The organism is Actinomadura sp. GTD37 (assembly GCF_041951365.1).
Lineage (GTDB): Bacteria > Actinomycetota > Actinomycetes > Streptosporangiales > Streptosporangiaceae > Spirillospora.
In genome coordinates this window covers 1,160,959-1,182,262 of the sequence record NZ_JBGNUS010000001.1, presented here as the reverse complement: position 1 = coordinate 1,182,262, position 21,304 = coordinate 1,160,959, and the positions used below count along the sequence as shown (strand labels likewise).

Sequence of the window (21,304 nt, the reverse complement as noted above, 5' to 3'; positions counted from 1 at the left end):
TAACCGGACACACTCACCGAATGCGGCAAAACGTTCGGCGTTGACGATTCACCTTGAGTGGCTATGGTCGTGTTGCTAGTCTTCTAAGCCGTATGTAACGGCGGCCAGCCGTCGCCCTTGCAACCCACCACACCGCGCGACCCGCTCCTCCTTAACCAGGCGAAAGCGGGTTGCCAGCCATTTAATATATTGTTGGGGCGATAGTAATGCGCTTCCGCAACTCGCGCCTGAGAACCAAGATCACGGCCCTGTTGCTCTCCCTCGTCGCACTGTGGGTTTTCGCGGCCTGGGTGACACTGCGCGAAGGCGTCAATCTGCTCGGCGTCAGCACGCTGGACAGCGCCCTCGCGCAACCGACCGACCCGCTGCTCGCCGACCTGCAGCGGGAGCGCAGGCTCTCCATGGTCCAGCTCGCGAGGCCCGGCCCCGCCGCGCGCGCCGCGCTGAACGCGCAGCGCGTGCAGACCGACAAGACGCGCGCGGAGGCGGTCCGGCTCGCACGCGGCGGCAACGTCGGGCGCTTCGGCGGCGACATCCTCGAACGGCGCGTCGCCCAGATGCTCGACCGGCTGAAGGCCGTGGACGGCACCCGGCGCTCGATCGACGCCGGGGCCACCGACCGCGCCCGCACCGCCGGCGCATATTCCGAAGTCGTCGAGTCCATTTTCCGGGTCTACGATTCGCTGGCCACCCTGGACGACAAGGATTTCGCCCGGGACACGCGGACGCTTCTCGAACTCAACCGCATGTGGGAACTCCTATCCCAGGAGGACGCCCTGATGGCGGGGGCCCTCGCGGCCGGCCGGATCACCCAGTCCGAGCTCATCACGTTCACCCAGACGGTGGGCACCCGGCGGCGCAACACCGCGCAGGAGCTCGTCACCGTCCAGGACTCCGACCGCGCCCTGTACACGGGCCTGACGGAGAACGCGAAGCTCAGCAGGATCCAGGAACTCGAAGACCAGGTCATGCAGAACCGCCGGGCCTTCTCCGCGACCTCCGCGACGCAGTCCCGCGGCACGCTGCGCCCCACGCTGACCGCCGACCAGTGGAACTCCGCGGCCGAGCCCGCGCTCGGCGACATGCGCCACCAGATCCAGTCGTCCGGTGACCGGCTCGTCGACCGCGCCACGCCGATCGCCACCGGCGTCATCATCCGGCTGCTGCTCGCCGGCGGCCTCGGGCTCATCGCGGTCATCGCGTCCATCATCGTGTCGATCACCACGGCCCGCGCGCTCGTCCGGCAGCTCGAACGGCTGCGCGGCGCGGCCTGGGAACTGGCCGAGCAGCGGCTGCCCAGCGTCGTCGACCGGCTCGGGCACGGCGAGAAGGTGGACGTCGCGCTCGAGGCACCGCCGCTGAGCTTCGGCAGCGACGAGATCGGCCAGGTGGGACGCGCGTTCAACGCCGTCCAGGAGACCGCGATCCGCACCGCCGTCGAGCAGGCCGAACTGCGCCGCGGCATCCGGGACGTCCTGCTGAGCCTGGCGCGCCGCACCCAGACGCTGGTGCACCGGCAGCTCACCATGCTGGACACGATGGAGCGCCGCCGCGACATCGAGGTCAAGGAGCTGGAGGAGCTGTTCCGGCTCGACCACCTCGCGACCCGCATGCGGCGCAACGCCGAGAACCTGATCGTGCTGTCCGGCGCCCTGCCCGCCCGCGGCTGGCGCAACGCCGTCCCGATGGTGGACGTCATCCGCGCCGCGGTCGGCGAGGTCGAGGACTACACCCGCGTCACCGTGCTGCCGTTCGGCCCGATCGAGCTGGCCGGCCGCGCGGTCGGCGACGTCACCCACCTGCTGGCCGAGCTGATCGAGAACGCGGTGTCGTTCTCCCCGCCCGACACCGTCGTGCAGATCGGCGGCCACCTCGTCGCGAGCGGCTTCGCCATCGACATCGAGGACCGCGGGCTCGGCATGACCGACGAGCGGCTCACCGAGATCAACGACCGGATCGCGAACCCGCCCGACTTCAACCTGCAGAGCTCGGTGCAGCTCGGCCTGTTCGTGGTCAGCAAGCTCGCCGAACGGTACAACCTCCAGGTGTCGCTGAAGCGGTCCGCGTACGGCGGCACCACCGCCGTCATCGTCATCCCGCGGGAGCTGATCGTCGAGCAGGGCCCGGCCCCCGTCGCCGCCGGCACCACCACCCCGAACGGGCTGGAGGTGCGCCGCCCCGCCGCCGTCGGCGCGGCGGCCCCGGCCGGGCACGCGGCCGCCGGCGCCACGGCGACGCTGTCCCCGACGAGCACCGGCCCGCAGAACGTCGGCCCCGCCCTGGTCGCGGTGCCACCGCCCGCGTCCGAGCCGTCCCTGCCCGAAGCGTCCGCGTCCGAGCCGTCCCTGCCCGAAGCGTCCGCGCCCGAACCGTCCGCGCCCAGGGCGGCCCCGCCGCCCGCGCGGGCGCCCGGCGGGAACGGCGCCGGGCCCCAGGCCGACCCCGAGGCCCCGACGCCGGACACGCCCGCCCGGCCGCACGACGCGCCGGCGGCCGGGGAGCGTCCCGACACCACCCAGCCGGAGGACCAGCCACCCGTGCCCGACATCTCCACCACACCGTCCGGCCTGCCCGTCCGGGTGCCGCAGGCGAACCTCGTCGAGCCCCTGCGCACCGACGAGGCCGCCGACGACGAGCAGGAAGAGCAGGAACTCCCGGCCCGCTCCCCCGCGGAGATCCAGCGGATCATGGGCTCGTACCAGCGCGGCACCCGGCAGGGCCGCTCGGACGCGGCCCGCTCGGAAGACGGCGAGAACGCAGCGGAAGGCGAGGAAGATCAGTGACACAGAAGACCGGTTCCCCCTCCGATCTGGGCTGGTTGCTGGACGACCTGGTGCGCCGGCTGCCGCACACCCGCACCGCGGTGGTCCTGTCGGCGGACGGCCTGCTCATGGCGTCCTCGGAGGGCATGTCGCAGGACGACGGGGAGCATCTCGCCGCCGTCGCCGCCGGCATCCAGAGCCTCGCCAAGGGGGCCGGCACCCGCTTCGGCGGCGGCCCCGTCCGGCAGACGATCATCGAGATGGCCACGGCGTTCCTGCTGGTCACGGTGGCGGGCAAGGGCGCGTGCCTGGCGGTGCTGGCCGAGGAGGACGCCGACGTCGGCCTCATCGCCTACGAGATGGCGATGCTCGTGACGGCCATGGGCCACCACCTCACCTCGCCGTCGCGCTCGGAGTCCGCCGGGGAGGGACGTTCGGCATGATGCCCCCCGAGGACCCCGTGCCGGAGCCCTGGGCGGACGATCCGGCGCCGCGGCCGGCCCACGACCGGCTGCTGGACGACCAGGCCGGCCCGATGGTGCGGCCGTACGTGATGACCAGCGGCCGCATCGAGCCGACCCGCGGCAAGTTCGACCTCATCACCCTGGTGGTGGCGGTCGGGCCCGAACCCGAGGGCGCGATCGGGCTCGGCCCCGAACATCTGGCGATCCTCCGGCTCTGCCAGAGCGTCATGTCGGTCGCCGAACTCACCGGGCACCTCGACCTGCCGGTCGCGACCGTGCGGGTGATGCTCGGCGACCTGCTCGACAAGGGTTTCGTCTCCATGCAGGAACCCGAACCGGAGGCGGACATGCATGACATCAGGCTCTACAAGGCGGTGATCGATGGTCTCCGGGCCCTCTAGGGGCGTGCGCGCCCGCCGGCTCCCCACCGCGGTCAAGATCGTGATCGCGGGCGGTTTCGGGGTCGGAAAGACCACGATGGTGGGCACGGTCTCCGAGACCCAGCCGCTGCGCACCGAGGAAGTACTCACCGACCAGGGCGTCGGCGTCGACGACATCTCCGGGGTGGAGCGCAAGAACACCACCACGGTCGCGATGGACTTCGGCCGCATCACGATGCAGAACGAGTACGTCCTCTACCTGTTCGGCACCCCCGGCCAGGAGCGCTTCTGGTTCATGTGGGACGAGGTCTCGCTCGGCGCGCTCGGCGCCGTCGTCCTCGCCGACACCCGCCGCCTGTCCGACTGCTTCCCTTCGGTCGACTACTTCGAGCGACGCGGCACCCCGTTCATCGTCGCCGTCAACTGCTTCGACGGCGCCAAGCAGTACGACCTCGGGGAGATCCAGATGGCCCTGAACCTGGGCCCGAAGGTTCCCGTCATGCTCTGCGACGCCCGCAGCCTCGACTCTTGCCGGGAGGTCCTCATCGACCTCGTCCTGCACGCCATGAAGGTCCGCGGCCTCACCGGAGAACCCGAACCGCAGAACGCCTGAGAACGAGAACGGGGCCGTGTGCGCCGCCGGCCGAAGCCGGCGGCCGCACACGGCCCCGTTCGCTCACATCCTGAGGCCGCCGGGCCCGAAGGAGCGGGGGACGCCGTCAGCCCGTGCGGGAGACGACGTAGTCGCAGAGGTTCGTGAAGGCGTCGCGGGCGGGGATGTCGGGGAGGGTGAGGAGTTCGGCGCGGGCGTCCTCGGCCCACTGGCGCAGGTCGGCGCGGGCGCGGTCCATGGCGGGGTGGGCGCGCAGGAGGGTGAGGGCCTCGGCGTGCAGGGCGTCGTCGGTGAGGTCCTGGACGAGGAGTTCGCGGAGGCGGGCGTCGTCCGGGCCGGACCCCGCGCCGGCGAGGACGAGGTGCATCGGGAGGGTGCGGATGCCTTCGCGGAGGTCGGTGCCGGGGATCTTCCCGGACTCCTCGGTCTCGGAGTCGATGTCGAGGATGTCGTCGGACAGCTGGAACGCGACGCCGATCTTCTCGCAGGCGGAGGTGACCGTGTCGACGACGTGGGTGGGGGCGCCGGACAGCAGGGCGCCGAACTGCCCCGAGACGGCGATCAGGGACGCGGTCTTGTCGGCGACGACGCCCAGGTAGTGCTTCAGGGGGTCGGCGTCGGCGCCGGGGCCGACCGTCTCCTGGATCTGGCCGCGGACGAGGCGGGCGAACGCGCGGGCCTGGATGCGGACGGCCTCCGGGCCGAGGTCGGCGAGCAGGTCGGACGCGCGGGCGAACAGGTAGTCGCCGGTGAGGATCGCGACCGTGTTCGTCCACCGCGAGTTGGCGGACTCCTGCCCGCGGCGGACGGTCGCCTCGTCCATCACGTCGTCGTGGTACAGGGTGCCGAGGTGGGTCAGCTCGACGACGACGGCGGCGGGCACCACGGCGGGCGCCGCGGCGTCGCCGAAGTGGGAGGCGAGCAGCACCAGCATCGGCCGGAACCGCTTGCCGCCCGCCTCGACGAGATGCTCGGACGCCTCGGTGAGCAGCGGGTCCTCACCGCGCACGCAGTCGAGCAGCATGGTCTCGACCTCGGCCAGCCGCGTGTTGGCGCTGGACGCGAGCGCGGCGTCGATGGGAAGCCCGAACGGGCCGGACACCGTGCCGGCCGGCCCGCCGGACTTCGCAGCGGATGGGTTGCTCACCCAAGACTCCCTAACGGACGAACATGTGGGTCGTGGCCTGGCCCGCGAGGTCCAGGACCGGCTGCGGGATCACGCCGAGTACCACAGTAGCCGTCACACCGAGGGCCACGGCGACCGCGGTCGCCGGCCCGGCCACCACGACCGGCCCGTCCGCGTCCGGCTCGCTGAAGAACATGACGACGATCACGCGGACGTAGAAGAACGCGGCGACGGCGGACGACAGGACGGCCACGATGACCAGCGGCGTCGCGCCCTCCTCGACGGCCGCCTTGAAGACCGCGAACTTGCCGGTGAACCCGCTGGTGAGCGGGATGCCGGCGAACGCCAGCAGGAAGAAGGCGAACACGCCCGCGACCACCGGGGAGCGCTTGCCGAGCCCGGCCCACCGGGACAGGTGCCCCGCCTCGCCGCCCGCGTCCCGCACCATCGTGACGACGGCGAACGCGCCGACCGAGGTGAAGCCGTAGGCGAGCAGGTAGAACAGGGTGCTCGACAGGCCGTCCGGGGAGCTGGCGATCACGCCCATGAGCAGGAAGCCCGCGTGCGCGATGGACGAGTAGGCCAGCATCCGCTTGATGTCGGTCTGGGTGATCGCGATGATCGACCCGGCGACCATCGTGAGAATCGCCACACCCCACATGACGGGCCGCCAGTCCCACCGGAGGGTCTCGAACGCGACGTAGTAGACGCGCAGGATCCCGCCGAACGCGGCGACGACCGTGCCGGACGCCATCAGCGCCGTGATCGGCGTCGGGGCGCCCTGGTAGACGTCCGGCTTCCACATGTGGAACGGGACGCCGCCGAGCTTGAACAGCAGCCCCACCGACAGCAGCGCGACGCCCGCGAGGAGCAGGGTCTCGCTGCCGGCGTCCTTGCCGATCTGCGCGGAGATGTCCGACAGCCGCACCGAGCCGGCGTACCCGTACAGCAGCGCCGCCCCGTACAGGAAGAACGCCGACGAGAACGCGCCCAGCAGGAAGTACTTGACCGCCGCCTCCTGCGAGAGCAGGCGCCGCCGGCGGGCGAGCCCGCACAGCAGGTACAGCGGCAGCGACATGACCTCCAGCGCCACGAACATCGTGAGCAGGTCGTTCGCGGCCGGGAACATGATCATGCCGCCGACGGCGAACATCATCAGCGGGAAGACCTCGGTCTGCAGGAATCCCGCCTCGCCGGCCCGCTGCTCCGCCTCGCTGCCCGGCAGCGCGGACGCCTGCGCGGCGAAGTGCCCGCCGGTCGTCACGCGGCCGCCGCCGCGCTCGGCGATCAGCAGCAGGCTGACGAGCGCCAGCACCAGGATCGTGCCCTGGATGAACAGCGTCGGCCCGTCCACGCCGAGCGCGCCCTCGGCGGCGACGTGGTGCGGGTTGTCGCGCCACGCCAGCGCGGCCGTCCACGCGAACCCGCCGGCGAGGCCGAGGAACGCGATCGGCACCTGCACGTAGTAGCGGGCGTTGCGGCCGACGAACGCCTCGACGAGCACGCCCACGACGGCGGCGCCGAGGACCAGGAGCAGCGGGGCGATCTGCCCGTACTCGATGTGCGGCGCGGGGATGTCACCCCCCTGCGCGAGGACCGCGCTCACCTGGCTGGAGGTGCTCATGGACGGGCTCCGTTCTCGGCGACGTTACCGGTGACGTCCGGCGCCGGGTCGTGCTGATCGACGCGGGCCAGGGTGTGGTGCACCGACGGGTTGATCACGTGCAGCACCGGCTGCGGGAAGAAGCCCATCGCCACGATGATCGCGATGATCGGGGCGATGACCCACTTCTCCCGGGCGGACAGGTCCTTCATGCCCTCGACCGCGGGGACCGGCGGGCCGCCCATGGTCCGCTGGTACATCCACAGGATGTAGATGGCGGCGAGCACGATGGCGATGATGGAGGCGACGGCGGCCCACTCGTAGCGGCTGAACGTGCCGACCACGACGAGGAACTCCGACACGAACGGCGACAGGCCGGGCAGCGACAGCCCGGACAGGCCGGCGACGAGGAACGTCCCGGCGAGCACCGGCGCCACCTTCTGCACGCCGCCGAAGTCGGAGATCCGCGCCGACCGCCGCCGGACGATCAGGAACCCGACGATCAGGAACAGCGCGCCGGTGGAGAAGCCGTGGTTCACCATGTACAGCGCCGCGCCCGACTGGGCCTGCGACGTCATCGCGAAGACGCCGAGCACGATGAACCCGAAGTGGGAGATCGACGTGTAGGCGATCAGCCGCTTCATGTCGACCTGCCCGATCGCGAGGATCGCGCCGTAGATGATGCTGACGACCGCGAACGCGAGCACGGCGGGCGTCGCCCACTTGGCCGCGCCCGGGAACAGCTCCAGGCAGAACCGGAGCATCCCGTACGTGCCGACCTTGTCCAGGACGCCGACGATCAGCACCAGCGCGCCGGCCGGGGACTGCTGCGCCGCGTCCGGCAGCCAGGTGTGCACCGGGAACATCGGCGCCTTGATCGCGAACGCGATGAAGAAGCCGAGGAACAGCCACTTCGCCGTCGTCGGGTCGATGTTCATCTTCGACAGCTCGTCGAACATGAACGTGCCGTGCCCGAGGCCGCCGTCGTCGACCGACTTCGCCGACAGCGGGTACAGCCAGATGACGGCGACGAGCATCAGCAGCCCGCCGAACAGCGAGTACAGCAGGAACTTCACCGCGGCGTAGGAGCGCTGCGCGCCGCCGTAGGACCCGATGATGAAGTACACCGGGATCAGCATCGCCTCGAAGAAGACGTAGAAGAGGAACACGTCGGTCGCCGCGAAGACGCCGATCATGGCCGCTTCCAGCGACAGCAGCAGCGCGAAGTACGTCTTCGCGGACCGCTTCGGCGGGACGTCCGTGCCGCCCGACCGGTCGGCCTCGCTCCAGGAGGCCAGGATGACCAGCGGGACGAGGATGACCGACAGCAGGATCAGCGTCAGCGCGACGCCGTCGACGCCGACCGCCCAGTGGACCCCGAACTCCTTGATCCACCAGTACTTCTCTTCGAACTGGAAGCGCGCCCCGCCCGCGTCGAAGCCCGCCGCCATGACGCCGGTCAGCACCGCGACGACGAGGGAGACGCCGAGCGCGAACTGCTTGACCAGCGTCTCCCGCTGGCGCGGGATGACGATGAGCAGCAGCGCGCCCACCAGTGGCAGTCCGATGAGGACGCTCAGCCAGGGAAAGTCGCTCATGAAACGTTCACCACCAGGAGCGCCGCGACCACGAGGGCCGCGCCGCCCAGCATCGAGAGTGCGTAGGAGCGGGCGAATCCGGTCTGGATCCGGCGGAGCCGCCCGGAACTGCCGCCGACCCCGGCGGCCGTGCCGTTGACGAGGCCGTCGACGCCGCGGCCGTCGAACCAGACCGCGAGGCGGGTCAGCCACTGGCCGGGACGCATGAGCAGCGACTCGTTGAGCGCGTCGCCGTACAGGTCCTTGCGGGCCGCGACGGTGACGAACGAGCCCTTGGGCGCCTCGCGCGGCACCTTCCGGCTGCCGTACTGCCGCCACGCGATCGCCGCACCGATGATCATCAGTACGAAGACCGCGATGCCCGGACCGGTGATGAACTTGAACTCGTGCTCGTGCTCGGGCGCCCCGACGACCGGCTCCAGGAAGTCGGCGAACCCGCCGAGGATCAGGAACCCGCCGGCGGCGACGGAGCCGACCGCGAGCAGCATCAGCGGGATCGTCATGACCTTCGGCGACTCGTGCGGGTGGACGTCGTCCGCCCAGCGCTTCTCGCCGAAGAACGTCATGAACATGACGCGCGACATGTAGTAGGCGGTGACGGCCGCGCCGACCACCGCGCAGACGCCGAGGATCATCCCGGACGTGCCGCCCTTGTCGAACGCGGCCTCGATGATGGCGTCCTTGGTGAACCAGCCGGACAGGAACGGGAACCCGATGATCGCGAGGTACCCGAGCCCGAACGTCACCGCGGTGGCCATCATGACGCCGCGGAGCGCGCCGTAGTGGCGCATGTTCACGTCGTCCTTCATGCCGTGCATGACCGAGCCGGCGCCGAGGAACAGGCCCGCCTTGAAGAAGCCGTGCGCGATGAGGTGCGCGATGGCGAAGACGTACCCGGCCTTGCCGAGCCCGGCGGCCAGCGTCATGTAGCCGATCTGCGACATCGTCGACCCGGCGAGGGCCTTCTTGATGTCGTCCTTGGCGCACCCGATGATCGCACCGAAGAGCAGCGTGGCCGCACCGACGATCGTCACCACCAGCTGCGCGGTCTCCGACATCTCGAAGATCGGCCCGGACCGGACGATCAGGTACACGCCCGCGGTCACCATCGTCGCCGCGTGGATGAGCGCCGACACGGGGGTCGGGCCCTCCATCGCGTCCAGCAGCCAGGACTGCAGCGGCAGCTGCGCCGACTTGCCGCAGGCGCCGAGCAGCAGGAGCAGCCCGATCGCCGTGGCGGTGCCGGAGCTCAGCTTCGTCGCGAGGCCCGCGTGCTCGGGGCCGAGCCCGAGGATCGGCCCGTAGTCGATGGTGCCGAACGTGGCGAACAGCAGCGCGATCGCGATGATCAGCCCCATGTCGCCGACGCGGTTGACGACGAACGCCTTCTTCGCCGCGGTCGCCGCGGTCGGCTTGTGCTGCCAGAACCCGATCAGCAGGTAGGAGGCGACACCGACGCCCTCCCAGCCGAGGAACATGACCAGGTAGTTGCTGCCGAGCACCAGCAGCAGCATCGCCGCCACGAACAGGTTCAGGTAGGCGAAGAACTTGCGCCGCTCGGGATCCTCGGCCATGTAGCCGACGGAGTAGACGTGGATGAGCGAGCCCACCCCGGTGATCAGCAGGACGAAGCTGATGGACAGCGGGTCCACCAGCAGGTCCATCCCGACCTTGAACGAGCCGACGTCGATGAAGTCCCACAGGTGCAGGGTGCGGCGCCGCGCATCGGCGTCGTACCCGAGCATCTGGACGAAGATCGCGACACCGACCGCGAACGACGCGACCGACATCGTGACGCCGAGCAGGTGGCCCCACTTGTCGGTGCGCCTCCCCCCGAGCAGGAGGATCGCGGCGCCCGCGAGCGGGAGCGCGATGAGAAGCCAGGACGCGGCCTGGATGCCTTCCGCTTGCATTCCCGACCTCTCAGTACTTCAGCAGGTTCGCGTCGTCGACCGACGAGGACCTGCGGGTCCGGAAGATGGTCATGATGATCGCGAGGCCCACGACGACCTCCGCGGCGGCCACGACCATCACGAAGAACGCGATGATCTGACCGTCGAGGTTGCCGTGCATGCGGGAGAACGAGACGAACGCCAGGTTCGTCGCGTTCAGCATGAGCTCGATGCACATGAACACCACGATCGCGTTGCGGCGCACGAGGACGCCGAGCGCTCCGATGGTGAACAGGATCGCCGAGAGCGCCAGGTAGTGCCCCGGACTCATTGACCAGCCTCGCCTTCACTCGCGCCGCCGCCCGCGGCCGGCGTCCCCGACTTCACCGAGCGCGACTCGGCGTCGGCGTCCGCGGCCTCCGCGGTGACCGCCTTGACCGCGGCCACGTCCCGTTCGAGCGCCTCCTCCTCGGTCCCGCCGAACAGGTCGGCGTGCCGCTCGGCGGTGTCGGTGCGGGCCGCGATGACCGGGTTGACCGACAGCTCCGACGGCGTCCCGTCCGGCAGCAGCGCCGGCATGTCGACGGCGTTGTGCCGCGCGTAGGTGCCGGGGCCCGGCAGCGGGCCCGGGTGGTCGCCGGACAGGAACCGTCCCTTGGACAGGTCCTTCTGCGTCGCCTTCGGCTCGGTGCGCTCCCGGTGCGCCAGCACCATCGCGCCCAGCGCCGCGGTGATCAGCAGCGCGCTGGTCGCCTCGAACGCGAACACGTACTTGGAGAACAGCAGCCGGGCCAGGCCGACGATGTTGCCCTCGGCGTTGGCCTGGCTCAGGCCGGCCGAGTCGCCGAGCGCCGCGTTCCCGAGGCCCGTCCCCAGCAGGGCGATGAACCCGATCGCGGCGATCACGCCCCAGAAGCGCTGGCCGCGGATCGTCTCCACCAGCGAGTCGGTGGAGCTGACCCCGACGACCATCATCACGAACAGGAACAGCATCAGCACCGCGCCGGTGTAGACGATCACCTGGACGAACGCCAGGAACGGCGCGTTCTGGATCGCGTACAGCGCGGCGAGGCTCAGCATCACGGTCGCCAGCAGCAGCGCCGAGTGCACCGCCTTCCGCATGAAGATCATGCCGAGCGCGGAGAGCACCGACACGACCGCCAGCAGCCAGAAGAAGAACGGCTCGCCGGACTGCTTGTCGGCGACCTCGGCGGCGAGGATGTGGGCGGTGCTCACGCGCGCTCACCGCCCCTGCGGCGCTTCTCCGCCCGCACCGCCTGGTCGGCGCTCGCCCGGCCGCCGCCCTCGGCGGGGACGGCGGGCGCGTCGTCGGGCTGGAGGCCGAGGCGGTAGTACTCCTCCTCGGTGTCGCCGAGCCGCATCTCGTGCGGCGGCGTCTCCATGCCCTCGCGCAGCGGCGCCAGCAGCATCTCCTTGGTGTAGATCAGGCTCTCCCGGCTGTCGTCGGCGAGCTCGTACTCGTTCGTCATCGTGAGCGCCCGGGTGGGGCACGCCTCGATGCACAGCCCGCAGAGGATGCAGCGCAGATAGTTGATCTGGTAGATGCGGCCGTACCGCTCGCCGGGCGAGTACCGCTCGTCCGCGGTGTTGTCGGCGCCCTCGACGAAGATGGCGTCCGCCGGGCAGGCCCAGGCGCACAGCTCGCAGCCGATGCACTTCTCCAGGCCGTCCGGCCACCGGTTGAGCTGGTGCCGCCCGTGGAAGCGCGGAGCGGTCGGCTTCTTCACCTCGGGGTACTGAACGGTCTCGCTCTTCATGAACATCTGGTGGAACGAGACCCCGAACCCCTTGACCGGGTTCAGGAAATCAGTGAGTCCCACTGGTGACCTCCTCAGGAGGGGTTTCGATCGTGGCGGGCCGGACCGGCTCCCGGGCACGGCCGTGGTAGTGGGGCGCGTCCATCGGCGGCACCGGGAACCCGCCCGCGGCCGGCTCCGTCCGCTCGCCCCGGCCCGCGCCCGGCACGATCTCCTTGTCGTCCTCGCCGCCCCGCAGCATCTCCCAGACCACCGTGGCCACCAGCACGATCGCGGCGGCCACCGCGGCGACGATCACGATCTGCCGCATGTCGTAGCCGTCGTTGCGCAGCGCGCGGATGGTCGCGACCAGCATGATCCAGCCGAGCGAGAAGGGCATCAGCACCTTCCAGCCGAGCTTCATCAGCTGGTCGTAGCGGACGCGCGGCAGCGTGCCGCGCAGCCAGATGAAGAAGAAGATGAACAGGAAGATCTTGATCAGGAACCACAGCACCGGCCACCAGCCGGAGTTGGCCCCCGCCCACACCGTGGAGATCGGCGCGGGGGCGCGCCAGCCGCCGAGGAACATCGTGGTGGCGAGCGCCGACAGCGTCGTGAGGTTGATGTACTCCGCGAGGAAGAACATCGCGAACTTCAGCGACGAGTACTCGGTGTGGAAGCCGCCGACCAGCTCGCCCTCGCCCTCGGGCAGGTCGAACGGGATGCGGTTCGACTCGCCCATCATCGTGATCACGTAGACCACGAAGGACGGCAGCAGCAGCACCACGAACCACTTGTCGTGCTGCGCCGCGACGATCTCCGAGGTGGACATCGAGCCCGCGAACATGAACACCGCGACGAACGACAGGCCCATCGCGATCTCATAGGAGATCATCTGCGCGGACGAGCGGAGCCCGCCGAGCAGCGAGTACGGCGACATCGACGACCAGCCGGCCAGCACGATGCCGTAGATCGCCATCGACGACATCGCCAGCACCAGCAGCACCGCGACCGGAAGGTCGGTGCCCTGCAGCGCCGTCTGGTGGCCGAAGACCGACACCGTCGGGCCGAACGGGATGATGATGAACGAGATGAACGCCGGCACCGCCGCCATCACCGGGGCGAGGACGAACACCACCTTGTCCACCTGGCGGGGGACGATGTCCTCCTTCAGCGCCAGCTTCACACCGTCCGCGAGGCCCTGCAGCAGGCCCTGGGGCCCGGCGCGGTTCGGCCCGACGCGCAGCTGCATCCGGCCGATGACGCGCCGCTCGATCCACATCGTCATCAGCACGGTCACGACGAGGAACACGAAGATGACGAGGACCTTGCCGCCGATCAGCCACCACGGGTCGCTGCCGAAGTCCTTCAGCGTCGGGTCGGCCGGCGCCGCGGCGAGCGGGCTCATTTGCCACCTCCAGCGTTCTGCGCGGCGCTCGCGAGCACACCGCTCGCGATCTTGACGACGCCGCCGGCGGCCGCGCCCAGATCCCGGTACAGGGCGCAGCCGGCCGAGTTCGTCGGCAGCCACACCACCCGGTCGGGCAGGTCCGGGGTGATCTCCAGCGGGAGCGTCACCTCACCGCGCGCCGCCGACACGGTCACCGCGCCGGTCGCGCCGATCTCCGCGGCGGTCGCGGGCGACAGCCGGGCGGCGGCGGGCTTCGCGGTGCCCGCGAGGAACGGCTCGCCGTCCTGCAGCCGGCCCCGGTCGAGCAGCAGCCGCCACGTCGCGACCAGCGCCTCGCCCTGCCCGGGGCGCGGCGGCAGCTCCTGCGCCGTGTTCGGGGCGTCCGGGCGCTCGCCGCGGTAGCCGCCGAGGCCGGTCAGCTCGCGGCGCGCCGCCTCGGGGCCGGGCAGGCCCAGGTGGACGTCCATCTCGTCGGCCAGCGCGTCCAGCACCCGCAGGTCGGACATCCGCCCGGCCGACTTCAGCACGGTGTCGAACGGGCGGCCGCGGCCCTCCCAGTCGACGAACGTCCCGGACTTCTCCGCGACGGCCGCGACCGGGAACACGACGTCGGCGCGGTCGGTGACCGCGCTCGGCCGCTGCTCCAGGCTCACCACGAACGGGGTGGCGTCCAGCGCCCGCAGCATCGCGTCCGGGTCGGGCAGGTCGTACGGGTCGACGCCGCCGACCAGCAGCGCGCCGCGCCGGCCCTGCGCGGCCGCCGCGACGATCCCGGCGGTGTCCTCGCCGGGCACCGCGGGCAGTTCCGCGACGCCCCAGGTGCGGGCGACCTCGGCCCGCGCGGCGGCGTCGGCGACCGGACGGCCGATCGGCAGCAGCCCGGGCAGCGCCCCGGCCTCGATCGCGCCGCGCTCCCCGGCCCGGCGCGGCACCCACGCCAGCCGGGCCCCGGTGACCTGCGCCAGCCGGACCGCCGCGGTCAGCGCGCCGGGGCTCGTGGCGAGCCGCTCGCCGACGAGGACGACGGCGCCGGGCGTCTCCAGCAGCGTCCGGACGTCGGCGCGGCCCTCGTCGCCGATGAGGGCGCCGAGCGTCTCGGCCTCCGCGCCGGGCGGCGTCGCCAGCAGCGTGCCGCCGACCTTGGCCAGCCCGCGGGTCGCGAACGGCGCCACCGCGTACACCGGCAGCCGGTGCTTGCGGAACGCCTTGCGGAGCCGCAGGAACACGATCGGCGACTCCTCCTCCGGCTCGAAGCCGGCGAGGACGACGACGGGCGCCTTCTCCAGATCGGCGTACGACACCTCGATGGAGCGCCCCGCGACGGACGACGCGATGAACCGCGCCTCCTCGTCCGACAGCGGGCGGGCCCGGAAGTCGACGTCGTTGGTGCCGAGCGCGATCCGGGCGAACTTGGCGTAGGCGTAGGCGTCCTCAAGGGTGACGCGGCCGCCGGTCAGCACGCCGGCCGAGCCGCGCGCCGCCGCGAGTCCGCGCGCCGCGATGGTGAGCGCCTCGGGCCACGACGCCGGCTCCAGCACGCCGTCCTCGTTGCGGACGAGCGGGTGCGTGAACCGCTCGGGCCGCGTCCCGTAGGTGAACGCCCAGCGGCCCTTGTCGCAGTTCCACTCCTCGTTGACCTGCGGGTCGTCCCCGGCCAGCCGGCGGGTGATCTTCCCGCGCCGGTGGTCGGCGCGGATCGCGCAGCCGGACGCGCAGTGCTCGCAGACGCTCGGCGACGACACGAGGTCGAACGGCCGGGACCGGAACCGGTAGGCGGTGCCGGTGAGCGCTCCCACCGGGCAGATCTGCACGGTGTTGCCGGAGAAGTAGGAGTGGAACGGCTCGCCGTCGGCGGTGCCGACCTCCTCCTTCGCGCCCCGCTCGAACAGGTCGATGAACGGGTCGCCGGCGATCTGCTCGGAGAACCGGGTGCAGCGGGTGCACTGGATGCACCGCTCCCGGTCGAGCAGCACCTGGCTGGACAGCGGCAGCGGCTTCGGCCACGTCCGCTTGGTCTCGACGAACCTGGTCTCGCCGCGCCCGTTGGACATCGCCTGGTTCTGCAGCGGGCACTCGCCGCCCTTGTCGCAGACCGGGCAGTCCAGCGGGTGGTTGATGAGCAGGAACTCCATGATGCCGTGCTGGGCCTTGTCGGCCACCGGGGAGGTGAGCTGGGTCTTGACGACCATGCCCGGCATCACCGCGGTCGTGCACGACGCCTGCGGCTTCGGCATGCCGCGGCCGTTGCCGGCGTCCGGGATCTCGACCAGGCACTGCCGGCACGCGCCGATCGGGTCGAGCAGCGGATGCTCGCAGAACCGGGGGATCTGGATGCCGAGCAGCTCGGCGGCCCGGATGATCAGCGTGCCCTTCGGCACCTCGATCTCGAAGCCGTCGATGGTGCAGGACACCATCTCCACCTTCTCCACCGCCGACTTGTCGTCGGTGACGGTCACTTGGCACCTCCCCAGAGGGTGGACTTGGCCGGGTCGAACGGGCAGCCGCCCTGCTCGAAGTGCTGGAGGTACTCGTCCCGGAACAGCTTGATGGACGACACGACCGGGCTGGTGGCGCCGTCGCCGAGGGCGCAGAACGCGCGGCCGAGGATGTTGTCGGAGATGTCCAGCAGGGTCTCCAGGTCCTCCTCGCCGCCCTCGCCGGCCTCCAGCCGCTTGAACATCTGCTTGTACCAGTAGGTGCCCTCGCGGCACGGCGTGCACTTGCCGCACGACTCGTGCGCGTAGAACTCCGACCAGCGCTGGACGGCCCGCACCACGCAGGTCGTCTCGTCGAAGATCTGCAGCGCCCGGGTGCCGAGCATGGACCCGGCGGCGCCGACGGACTCGAAGTCCAGCGGGACGTCCAGGTGCTCCTCGGTGAAGATCGGCGTGGACGACCCGCCGGGCGTCCAGAACTTCAGCCGGTGCCCCGCGCGGACGCCGCCCGCCATGTCGAGCAGCTCCCGCAGCGTGATGCCGAGCGGCGCCTCGTACTGGCCGGGCCGGGTGACGTGCCCGGACAGCGAGAAGATCCCGAAGCCCTGCGACTTCTCGGTGCCCATCGCCGCGAACCACTCCGGCCCGTTCCCGATGATCGAGGGAACCGAGGCGATCGACTCGACGTTGTTGATGACAGTGGGCCCGCCGTACAGGCCCGCGACCGCCGGGAAGGGAGGCTTCAGCCTGGGCTGGCCGCGGAACCCCTCCAGGGAGTCCAGCAGCGCCGTCTCCTCGCCGCAGATGTAGGCGCCGGCGCCGCTGTGGACGACGACGTCCAGGTCGTAGCCGGACCCGAGGATGTCCTTGCCGATGTAGCCGGCCTCGTACGCCTCGGCCACCGCCTGCTGGAGGCGGCGGATCACGTGCAGCACCTCGCCGCGCACGTAGATGAACGCCTGGTTCGACTTGATCGCGTACGAGCTGATGATCACGCCCTCGACGAGGACGTGCGGGTTCGCCATCATCAGCGGGATGTCCTTGCACGTACCCGGCTCGGACTCGTCGGCGTTGACGACGAGGTAGCGCGGGTTCGGGCTGGTCGGCGGCAGGAAGCCCCACTTCATCCCGGTGGGGAACCCGGCGCCGCCGCGGCCGCGGAGGCCGGAGTCCTTCACCGCCTGGACGATCGCGTCCGGCTCCATGCCGAGCGCCTTGCGCAGCGACTTGTAGCCGCCCTCGCGCTCGTATCCGGCGCGGGTGAAGGAGTCGCCCTGGTCCCAGTTGCTGGTGAGGACGGGGGTCAGCGTGGTCACTTGTTCCGCCCTTCCTGGGAGCCGGGCTTGACGTCGCCGCCGATGGGCTCGCCCGGTTCGTTCGGGGGCGGGTCGGTGACCTCGCCCGGCTGCACCGGCTCGTCCGGCCGCGCGCGGTCGACGTCGGCGGACGGCGCCGTCCAGCCGCGCTCCCGCGCGAGCTTCAGGCCGACCAGCGACTCGGGCCCGGCCTGGACGCCCTCGCCGGCGAGCCCGTCCGGGAACCCGGCGAGCACGCGCGACGCCTCCTTCCAGGTGGCCAGGCGGTTCGGCCCCCGGGAGGGCAGGACGTCCTTGCCGAGGCGCAGGTCGTCGACGAGCTGCTTGGCCTTCTCGGGGGTCATGTTGTCGAAGAACTCCCAGTTGACCATCACCACGGGGGCGAAGTCGCAGGCCGCGTTGCACTCGACCCGCTCCAGGCTGATCTTGCCGTCCGGGGTGGCCTCGTCGTGGCCGACGCCGGCGTGCTCGCTCAGCTCGTCCCAGATCTGGTCGCCGCCCATGATCGCGCACAGCGTGTTCGTGCAGACGCCGACGTGGTAGTCGCCGACCGGCTTCTGCTTGTACTGCGTGTAGAACGTGACGACGCCCATCACCTGGGCGGGCGTGATGCCGAGCGTCTCGGCGCAGAACGCCACGCCGTCCTTGGTGACGTGGCCCTCCTCCGCCTGCACCAGGTGCAGCATCGGCAGGAGCGCCGACCGCGGCCGCGGGTACCGGCCGATGATCTCCTTGGCGTCCCGCTCCAGCCGCTCGCGTACGTCGGGTTCGTATGTCATCGGTCCACTCCCCCCATGACCGGGTCGAGGCTGGCCACTGCGGCGATGACGTCGGCGACCATGCCGCCCTCGCTCATCGCCGGGGCGGCCTGCAGGTTGACGAAGGACGGGTCACGGAAGTGCGCGCGGAACGGGCGGGTCCCGCCGTCGCTGACCACGTGCGCGGCGAGCTCGCCGCGCGGCGACTCGATCGGCACGTACGCCTGCCCCGCCGGCACCCGGAAGCCCTCCGTCACCAGCTTGAAGTGGTGGATCAGCGCCTCCATCGAGGTGCCCATGATGTGCGCGATGTGCCGCGGCGAGTTGCCCATGCCGTCGGCGCCGATCGCGAGCTGCGCGGGCCAGCCGATCTTCTTGTCCTCGATCATGACCGGGCCCTTGACCGTCTGGAGCCGCTCCACGCACTGCTCGACGATCCGCAGCGACTGCTCCATCTCGTCCATGCGGACGAGGTAGCGGCCGTACACGTCGCAGGTGTCCTGCGTCGGGACGTCGAAGTCGTAGGTCTCGTAGCCGCAGTACGGCTGCGACTTGCGCAGGTCCCACGGGATGCCGGTCGAGCGGAGCACCGGGCCGGTGATGCCGAGCGCCATGCAGCCGCTCAGGTCCAGGTACGCGACGTTCTGCGTGCGGGCCTTGAAGACCGGGTTGTCGTCCATCAGCTTGCGCAGCGCCTGGAGCCGCTTCGGCATGCGGTCCAGGTAGTCGCGGAGCTTGCTCGCGGCGCCGCTCGGCAGGTCCTGCGCGACCCCGCCCGGCCGGATGTAGGCGTGGTTCATCCGCAGGCCGGTGATCTCCTCGAACAGGTCGAGGGTGTACTCGCGCTCGACGAACCCGTTCAGCATCACGGTCGTCGCGCCGAGCTCCAGCCCGAACGTGGCGATCGCGACCAGGTGCGAGGAGATCCGGTTCAGCTCCATCATCATCACGCGGATGATCTGGGCCCGCTCGGGGATCCGGTCCTCGATGCCGAGCAGCCGCTCGACGCTCAGGCAGTACGCCGCCTCGTTGAACAGCGGGGCGAGGTAGTCCATCCGGGTGCAGAACGTGGTGCCCTGCGTCCAGGTGCGGAACTCCATGTTCTTCTCGATGCCGGTGTGCAGGTAGCCGATGCCCACCCGGGCCTCGGTCACCGTCTCGCCGTCGAGCGTGAGGATCAGCCGGAGCACGCCGTGCGTGGACGGGTGCTGCGGGCCCATGTTGACGACGAGCCGCTCGTCGCCGAGGTCCTCGGCGGCGTTGACGACCTTGTCCCAGTCCTGCCCGCCGACGTCGAAGACCTTGCCCTCCGCCGCCTCTTCGGCGGCGTAGGCGTCGTACTCGGTGTACTTCGTCGAACTCATACGTACGACCGCCTTTCGTCCGGCGGGGGGATCTCCGCTCCTCGGTACTCGACGGGGATGCCGCCGAGCGGGTAGTCCTTGCGCTGCGGGTGCCCGACCCAGTCGTCGGGCATCTCGATGCGCGTCAGCGCGGGGTGGCCGTCGTAGATGATCCCGAAGAAGTCGTACGTCTCGCGCTCGTGCCAGTCGCTCGTCGGGTACACCGGGACGAGCGACGGGACGTGCGGGTCGGCGTCGGGGCAGCTCGCCTCCAGCCGGACCCGCCGGTTGTGCGTGATCGACAGCAGGTGGACGACCGAGTGCAGCTCGGCGCCCTCGTCCTTCGGGTAGTGCACGCCGGACACGCCCGAGCACAGCTCGAAGCGCAGCGACGGCTCGTCCCGCATGGTCTTGGCGACCTCGCGCAGGTGCTCGCGCCTGACGTGGAACGTCAGCTCGCCGCGGTGCACGACGACGCGCTCGATCGCGTCCCCGAAGTCGGGCCCCGTCTTCTCCGGGGACGACCCCGGAGTCCCCAGGGCGCGCTCCAGCTCGTCCGCGATCTCGTCGAACTCGCCGGGCTCTGCCGCGCCGCCGGGCCCGCCGTACGGGCGCGGCGCCGACACCCGCGGGCTCTGCCGGACGACGAGCCCGCCGTAGCCGGAGGTGTCGCCGGTCGTCTTCGCGCCGAACATGCCCTTGCGGACGACGGGCTGCTCCCGGCGCTCCTCCTCGGTGTGCGCGGGAAGCTGGTCGGCGGCCTGCTCGGCCTGCTGCTCGGGGTGCTGTGAACTCACGTCAGGCCCCCTGTCCGAGCAGCGGCAGCTGGCGGCGCTTGGCCGCTTCGAGCTCGGCGATCTGCTTCTCGCGCTGCGGCCCGAGCTTGGTGTTCTGGATCTTGTCGTGCAGCTTCAGGATCGCGTCCAGCAGCATCTCCGGCCGCGGCGGGCAGCCGGGCAGGTAGATGTCGACGGGGACGATGTGGTCCACGCCCTGCACGATCGCGTAGTTGTTGAACATGCCGCCGGACGAGGCGCACACGCCCATCGCGATGACCCACTTCGGCTCGGTCATCTGGTCGTAGATCTGCCGCAGCACCGGCGCCATCTTCTGGCTCACCCGGCCCGCGACGATCATCAGGTCGGCCTGCCGCGGGGTCGCCGAGGCACGCTCCATCCCCCACCGGGAGAAGTCGTGCCGGGGGTCGCCGGCCGCCATCATCTCGATCGCGCAGCAGGCGAGGCCGAATGTCGCCGGCCACACCGAGCTCTTGCGCGCCCATCCCGCGACCTGCTCGACCGTGGTCAGCAGGAATCCGCTGGGGAGTTTCTCCTCTAGGCCCATGTCAGTCCCACTCCAGACCGCCGCGCCGCCAGATGTAGGCGTACGCGACGAGCACGGTGACGATGAAAAGAACCATCTCGACAAGGCCGAACAGCCCCATCCGGTCGAAAGCGACCGCCCAGGGATAAAGGAAGATGATCTCAATGTCGAAGACGATGAAGAGCATCGCCGTCAGGTAGTACTTGATCGGAAAACGTCCGCCGCCGACGGGCTGGGGAGTCGGCTCGATGCCGCACTCGTAGGCGTCCAGCCGGGCGCGGTTCCAGCGCTTCGGGCCGGTGAACGCGGCCATCAGCACCGAGCCGCCGGCGAAGGCGAAGGCGACTACCCCAAGCACGATGATCGGAATATAGAGATCCATGTCTCTACGACCTCTCCTCGGGACGTACGACGTTGTACGGGACGGGCCGACCGCGACCCGCCACCCTAACCAAGGTGATCAATAGCGCTCCCCTCAGGGGGTCGGATAATGCACTGTAGTCCGCTCACCTGCGGAAGCTTG

19 protein-coding genes are annotated in these 21,304 nt (G+C 70.7%); 4 read left to right on the top strand and 15 right to left on the bottom strand.

The genetic code is table 11. The annotated features are described in order from the left end of the window. Positions 1-290: 290 nt before the first annotated feature. The 4 genes from ACA511_RS05740 to ACA511_RS05725 are packed head-to-tail and all read left to right on the top strand — an operon-like array spanning position 291 to position 4,219. Positions 291-2,783 carry a nitrate- and nitrite sensing domain-containing protein gene (locus ACA511_RS05740; RefSeq protein WP_375022993.1) on the top strand — a complete coding sequence of 831 codons (2,493 nt, stop codon included), beginning with the start codon at positions 291-293 and terminating at the stop codon, positions 2,781-2,783. Then, on the top strand, positions 2,780-3,205 hold the full coding sequence (locus ACA511_RS05735; RefSeq protein WP_375022992.1) for a roadblock/LC7 domain-containing protein: 426 nt from the start codon (positions 2,780-2,782) through the stop codon (positions 3,203-3,205). The genes ACA511_RS05740 and ACA511_RS05735 overlap by 4 nt, the downstream gene beginning before the upstream one ends. Then, on the top strand, positions 3,202-3,627 hold the full coding sequence (locus tag ACA511_RS05730) for a DUF742 domain-containing protein (protein ID WP_375022991.1): 426 nt from the start codon (positions 3,202-3,204) through the stop codon (positions 3,625-3,627). Before ACA511_RS05735 ends, ACA511_RS05730 begins: the two co-directional genes overlap by 4 nt. Then, complete coding sequence (locus ACA511_RS05725) at positions 3,608-4,219, top strand: ATP/GTP-binding protein (protein ID WP_375022990.1); 612 nt, start codon at positions 3,608-3,610, stop codon at positions 4,217-4,219. Before ACA511_RS05730 ends, ACA511_RS05725 begins: the two co-directional genes overlap by 20 nt. Before the next feature lie 106 nt (positions 4,220-4,325). On the opposite strand, the gene ACA511_RS05720 is transcribed toward ACA511_RS05725, so the two are convergent. The 15 genes from ACA511_RS05720 to ACA511_RS05650 are packed head-to-tail and all read right to left on the bottom strand — an operon-like array spanning position 4,326 to position 21,163. Then, the gene (locus tag ACA511_RS05720) at positions 4,326-5,366 is read right to left on the bottom strand and encodes a polyprenyl synthetase family protein (protein WP_375022989.1); all 1,041 of its coding nucleotides are present in this window, start codon (positions 5,364-5,366) and stop codon (positions 4,326-4,328) included. 10 nt (positions 5,367-5,376) lie between these two features. Beyond that, on the bottom strand, positions 5,377-6,969 hold the full coding sequence (gene nuoN / locus ACA511_RS05715; RefSeq protein WP_375022988.1) for an NADH-quinone oxidoreductase subunit NuoN: 1,593 nt from the start codon (positions 6,967-6,969) through the stop codon (positions 5,377-5,379). Next, positions 6,966-8,546: an NADH-quinone oxidoreductase subunit M gene (locus tag ACA511_RS05710; protein ID WP_375022987.1), complete on the bottom strand. Its 1,581-nt coding sequence runs from the start codon at positions 8,544-8,546 to the stop codon at positions 6,966-6,968. Before ACA511_RS05710 ends, nuoN begins: the two co-directional genes overlap by 4 nt. After that, entirely contained in the window at positions 8,543-10,459 is a 1,917-nt protein-coding gene (gene nuoL / locus ACA511_RS05705; RefSeq protein WP_375022986.1) for an NADH-quinone oxidoreductase subunit L, read from the bottom strand. Before nuoL ends, ACA511_RS05710 begins: the two co-directional genes overlap by 4 nt. A 10-nt stretch (positions 10,460-10,469) precedes the next feature. Beyond that, complete coding sequence (nuoK, locus tag ACA511_RS05700) at positions 10,470-10,769, bottom strand: NADH-quinone oxidoreductase subunit NuoK (protein WP_089324562.1); 300 nt, start codon at positions 10,767-10,769, stop codon at positions 10,470-10,472. Next, on the bottom strand, positions 10,766-11,674 hold the full coding sequence (locus tag ACA511_RS05695) for an NADH-quinone oxidoreductase subunit J (RefSeq protein WP_375022985.1): 909 nt from the start codon (positions 11,672-11,674) through the stop codon (positions 10,766-10,768). Before ACA511_RS05695 ends, nuoK begins: the two co-directional genes overlap by 4 nt. Next, entirely contained in the window at positions 11,671-12,279 is a 609-nt protein-coding gene (nuoI, locus tag ACA511_RS05690; protein ID WP_375022984.1) for an NADH-quinone oxidoreductase subunit NuoI, read from the bottom strand. The genes ACA511_RS05695 and nuoI overlap by 4 nt, the downstream gene beginning before the upstream one ends. Further along, on the bottom strand, positions 12,266-13,603 hold the full coding sequence (gene nuoH / locus ACA511_RS05685) for an NADH-quinone oxidoreductase subunit NuoH (protein ID WP_375022983.1): 1,338 nt from the start codon (positions 13,601-13,603) through the stop codon (positions 12,266-12,268). The genes nuoI and nuoH overlap by 14 nt, the downstream gene beginning before the upstream one ends. Continuing rightward, the gene (locus ACA511_RS05680) at positions 13,600-16,062 is read right to left on the bottom strand and encodes an NADH-quinone oxidoreductase subunit G (RefSeq protein ID WP_375022982.1); all 2,463 of its coding nucleotides are present in this window, start codon (positions 16,060-16,062) and stop codon (positions 13,600-13,602) included. Before ACA511_RS05680 ends, nuoH begins: the two co-directional genes overlap by 4 nt. Continuing rightward, positions 16,059-17,357, bottom strand: a complete 1,299-nt coding sequence (gene nuoF, locus ACA511_RS05675) for an NADH-quinone oxidoreductase subunit NuoF (RefSeq protein WP_375022981.1) — start codon at positions 17,355-17,357, stop codon at positions 16,059-16,061. Before nuoF ends, ACA511_RS05680 begins: the two co-directional genes overlap by 4 nt. Continuing rightward, the gene (gene nuoE / locus ACA511_RS05670) at positions 17,354-18,136 is read right to left on the bottom strand and encodes an NADH-quinone oxidoreductase subunit NuoE (RefSeq protein ID WP_375022980.1); all 783 of its coding nucleotides are present in this window, start codon (positions 18,134-18,136) and stop codon (positions 17,354-17,356) included. Before nuoE ends, nuoF begins: the two co-directional genes overlap by 4 nt. Next, positions 18,133-19,479 carry an NADH-quinone oxidoreductase subunit D gene (locus ACA511_RS05665; RefSeq protein WP_375022978.1) on the bottom strand — a complete coding sequence of 449 codons (1,347 nt, stop codon included), beginning with the start codon at positions 19,477-19,479 and terminating at the stop codon, positions 18,133-18,135. Before ACA511_RS05665 ends, nuoE begins: the two co-directional genes overlap by 4 nt. After that, entirely contained in the window at positions 19,476-20,255 is a 780-nt protein-coding gene (locus tag ACA511_RS05660) for an NADH-quinone oxidoreductase subunit C (protein ID WP_375022977.1), read from the bottom strand. Before ACA511_RS05660 ends, ACA511_RS05665 begins: the two co-directional genes overlap by 4 nt. Position 20,256: 1 nt before the next feature. Then, positions 20,257-20,802, bottom strand: a complete 546-nt coding sequence (locus ACA511_RS05655) for a NuoB/complex I 20 kDa subunit family protein (RefSeq protein ID WP_375022976.1) — start codon at positions 20,800-20,802, stop codon at positions 20,257-20,259. A 1-nt stretch (position 20,803) separates the two neighbouring features. Continuing rightward, positions 20,804-21,163, bottom strand: coding sequence for an NADH-quinone oxidoreductase subunit A (locus ACA511_RS05650; protein WP_375022975.1), 360 nt, complete (start codon positions 21,161-21,163; stop codon positions 20,804-20,806). Between the last annotated feature and the right edge of the window lie 141 nt (positions 21,164-21,304).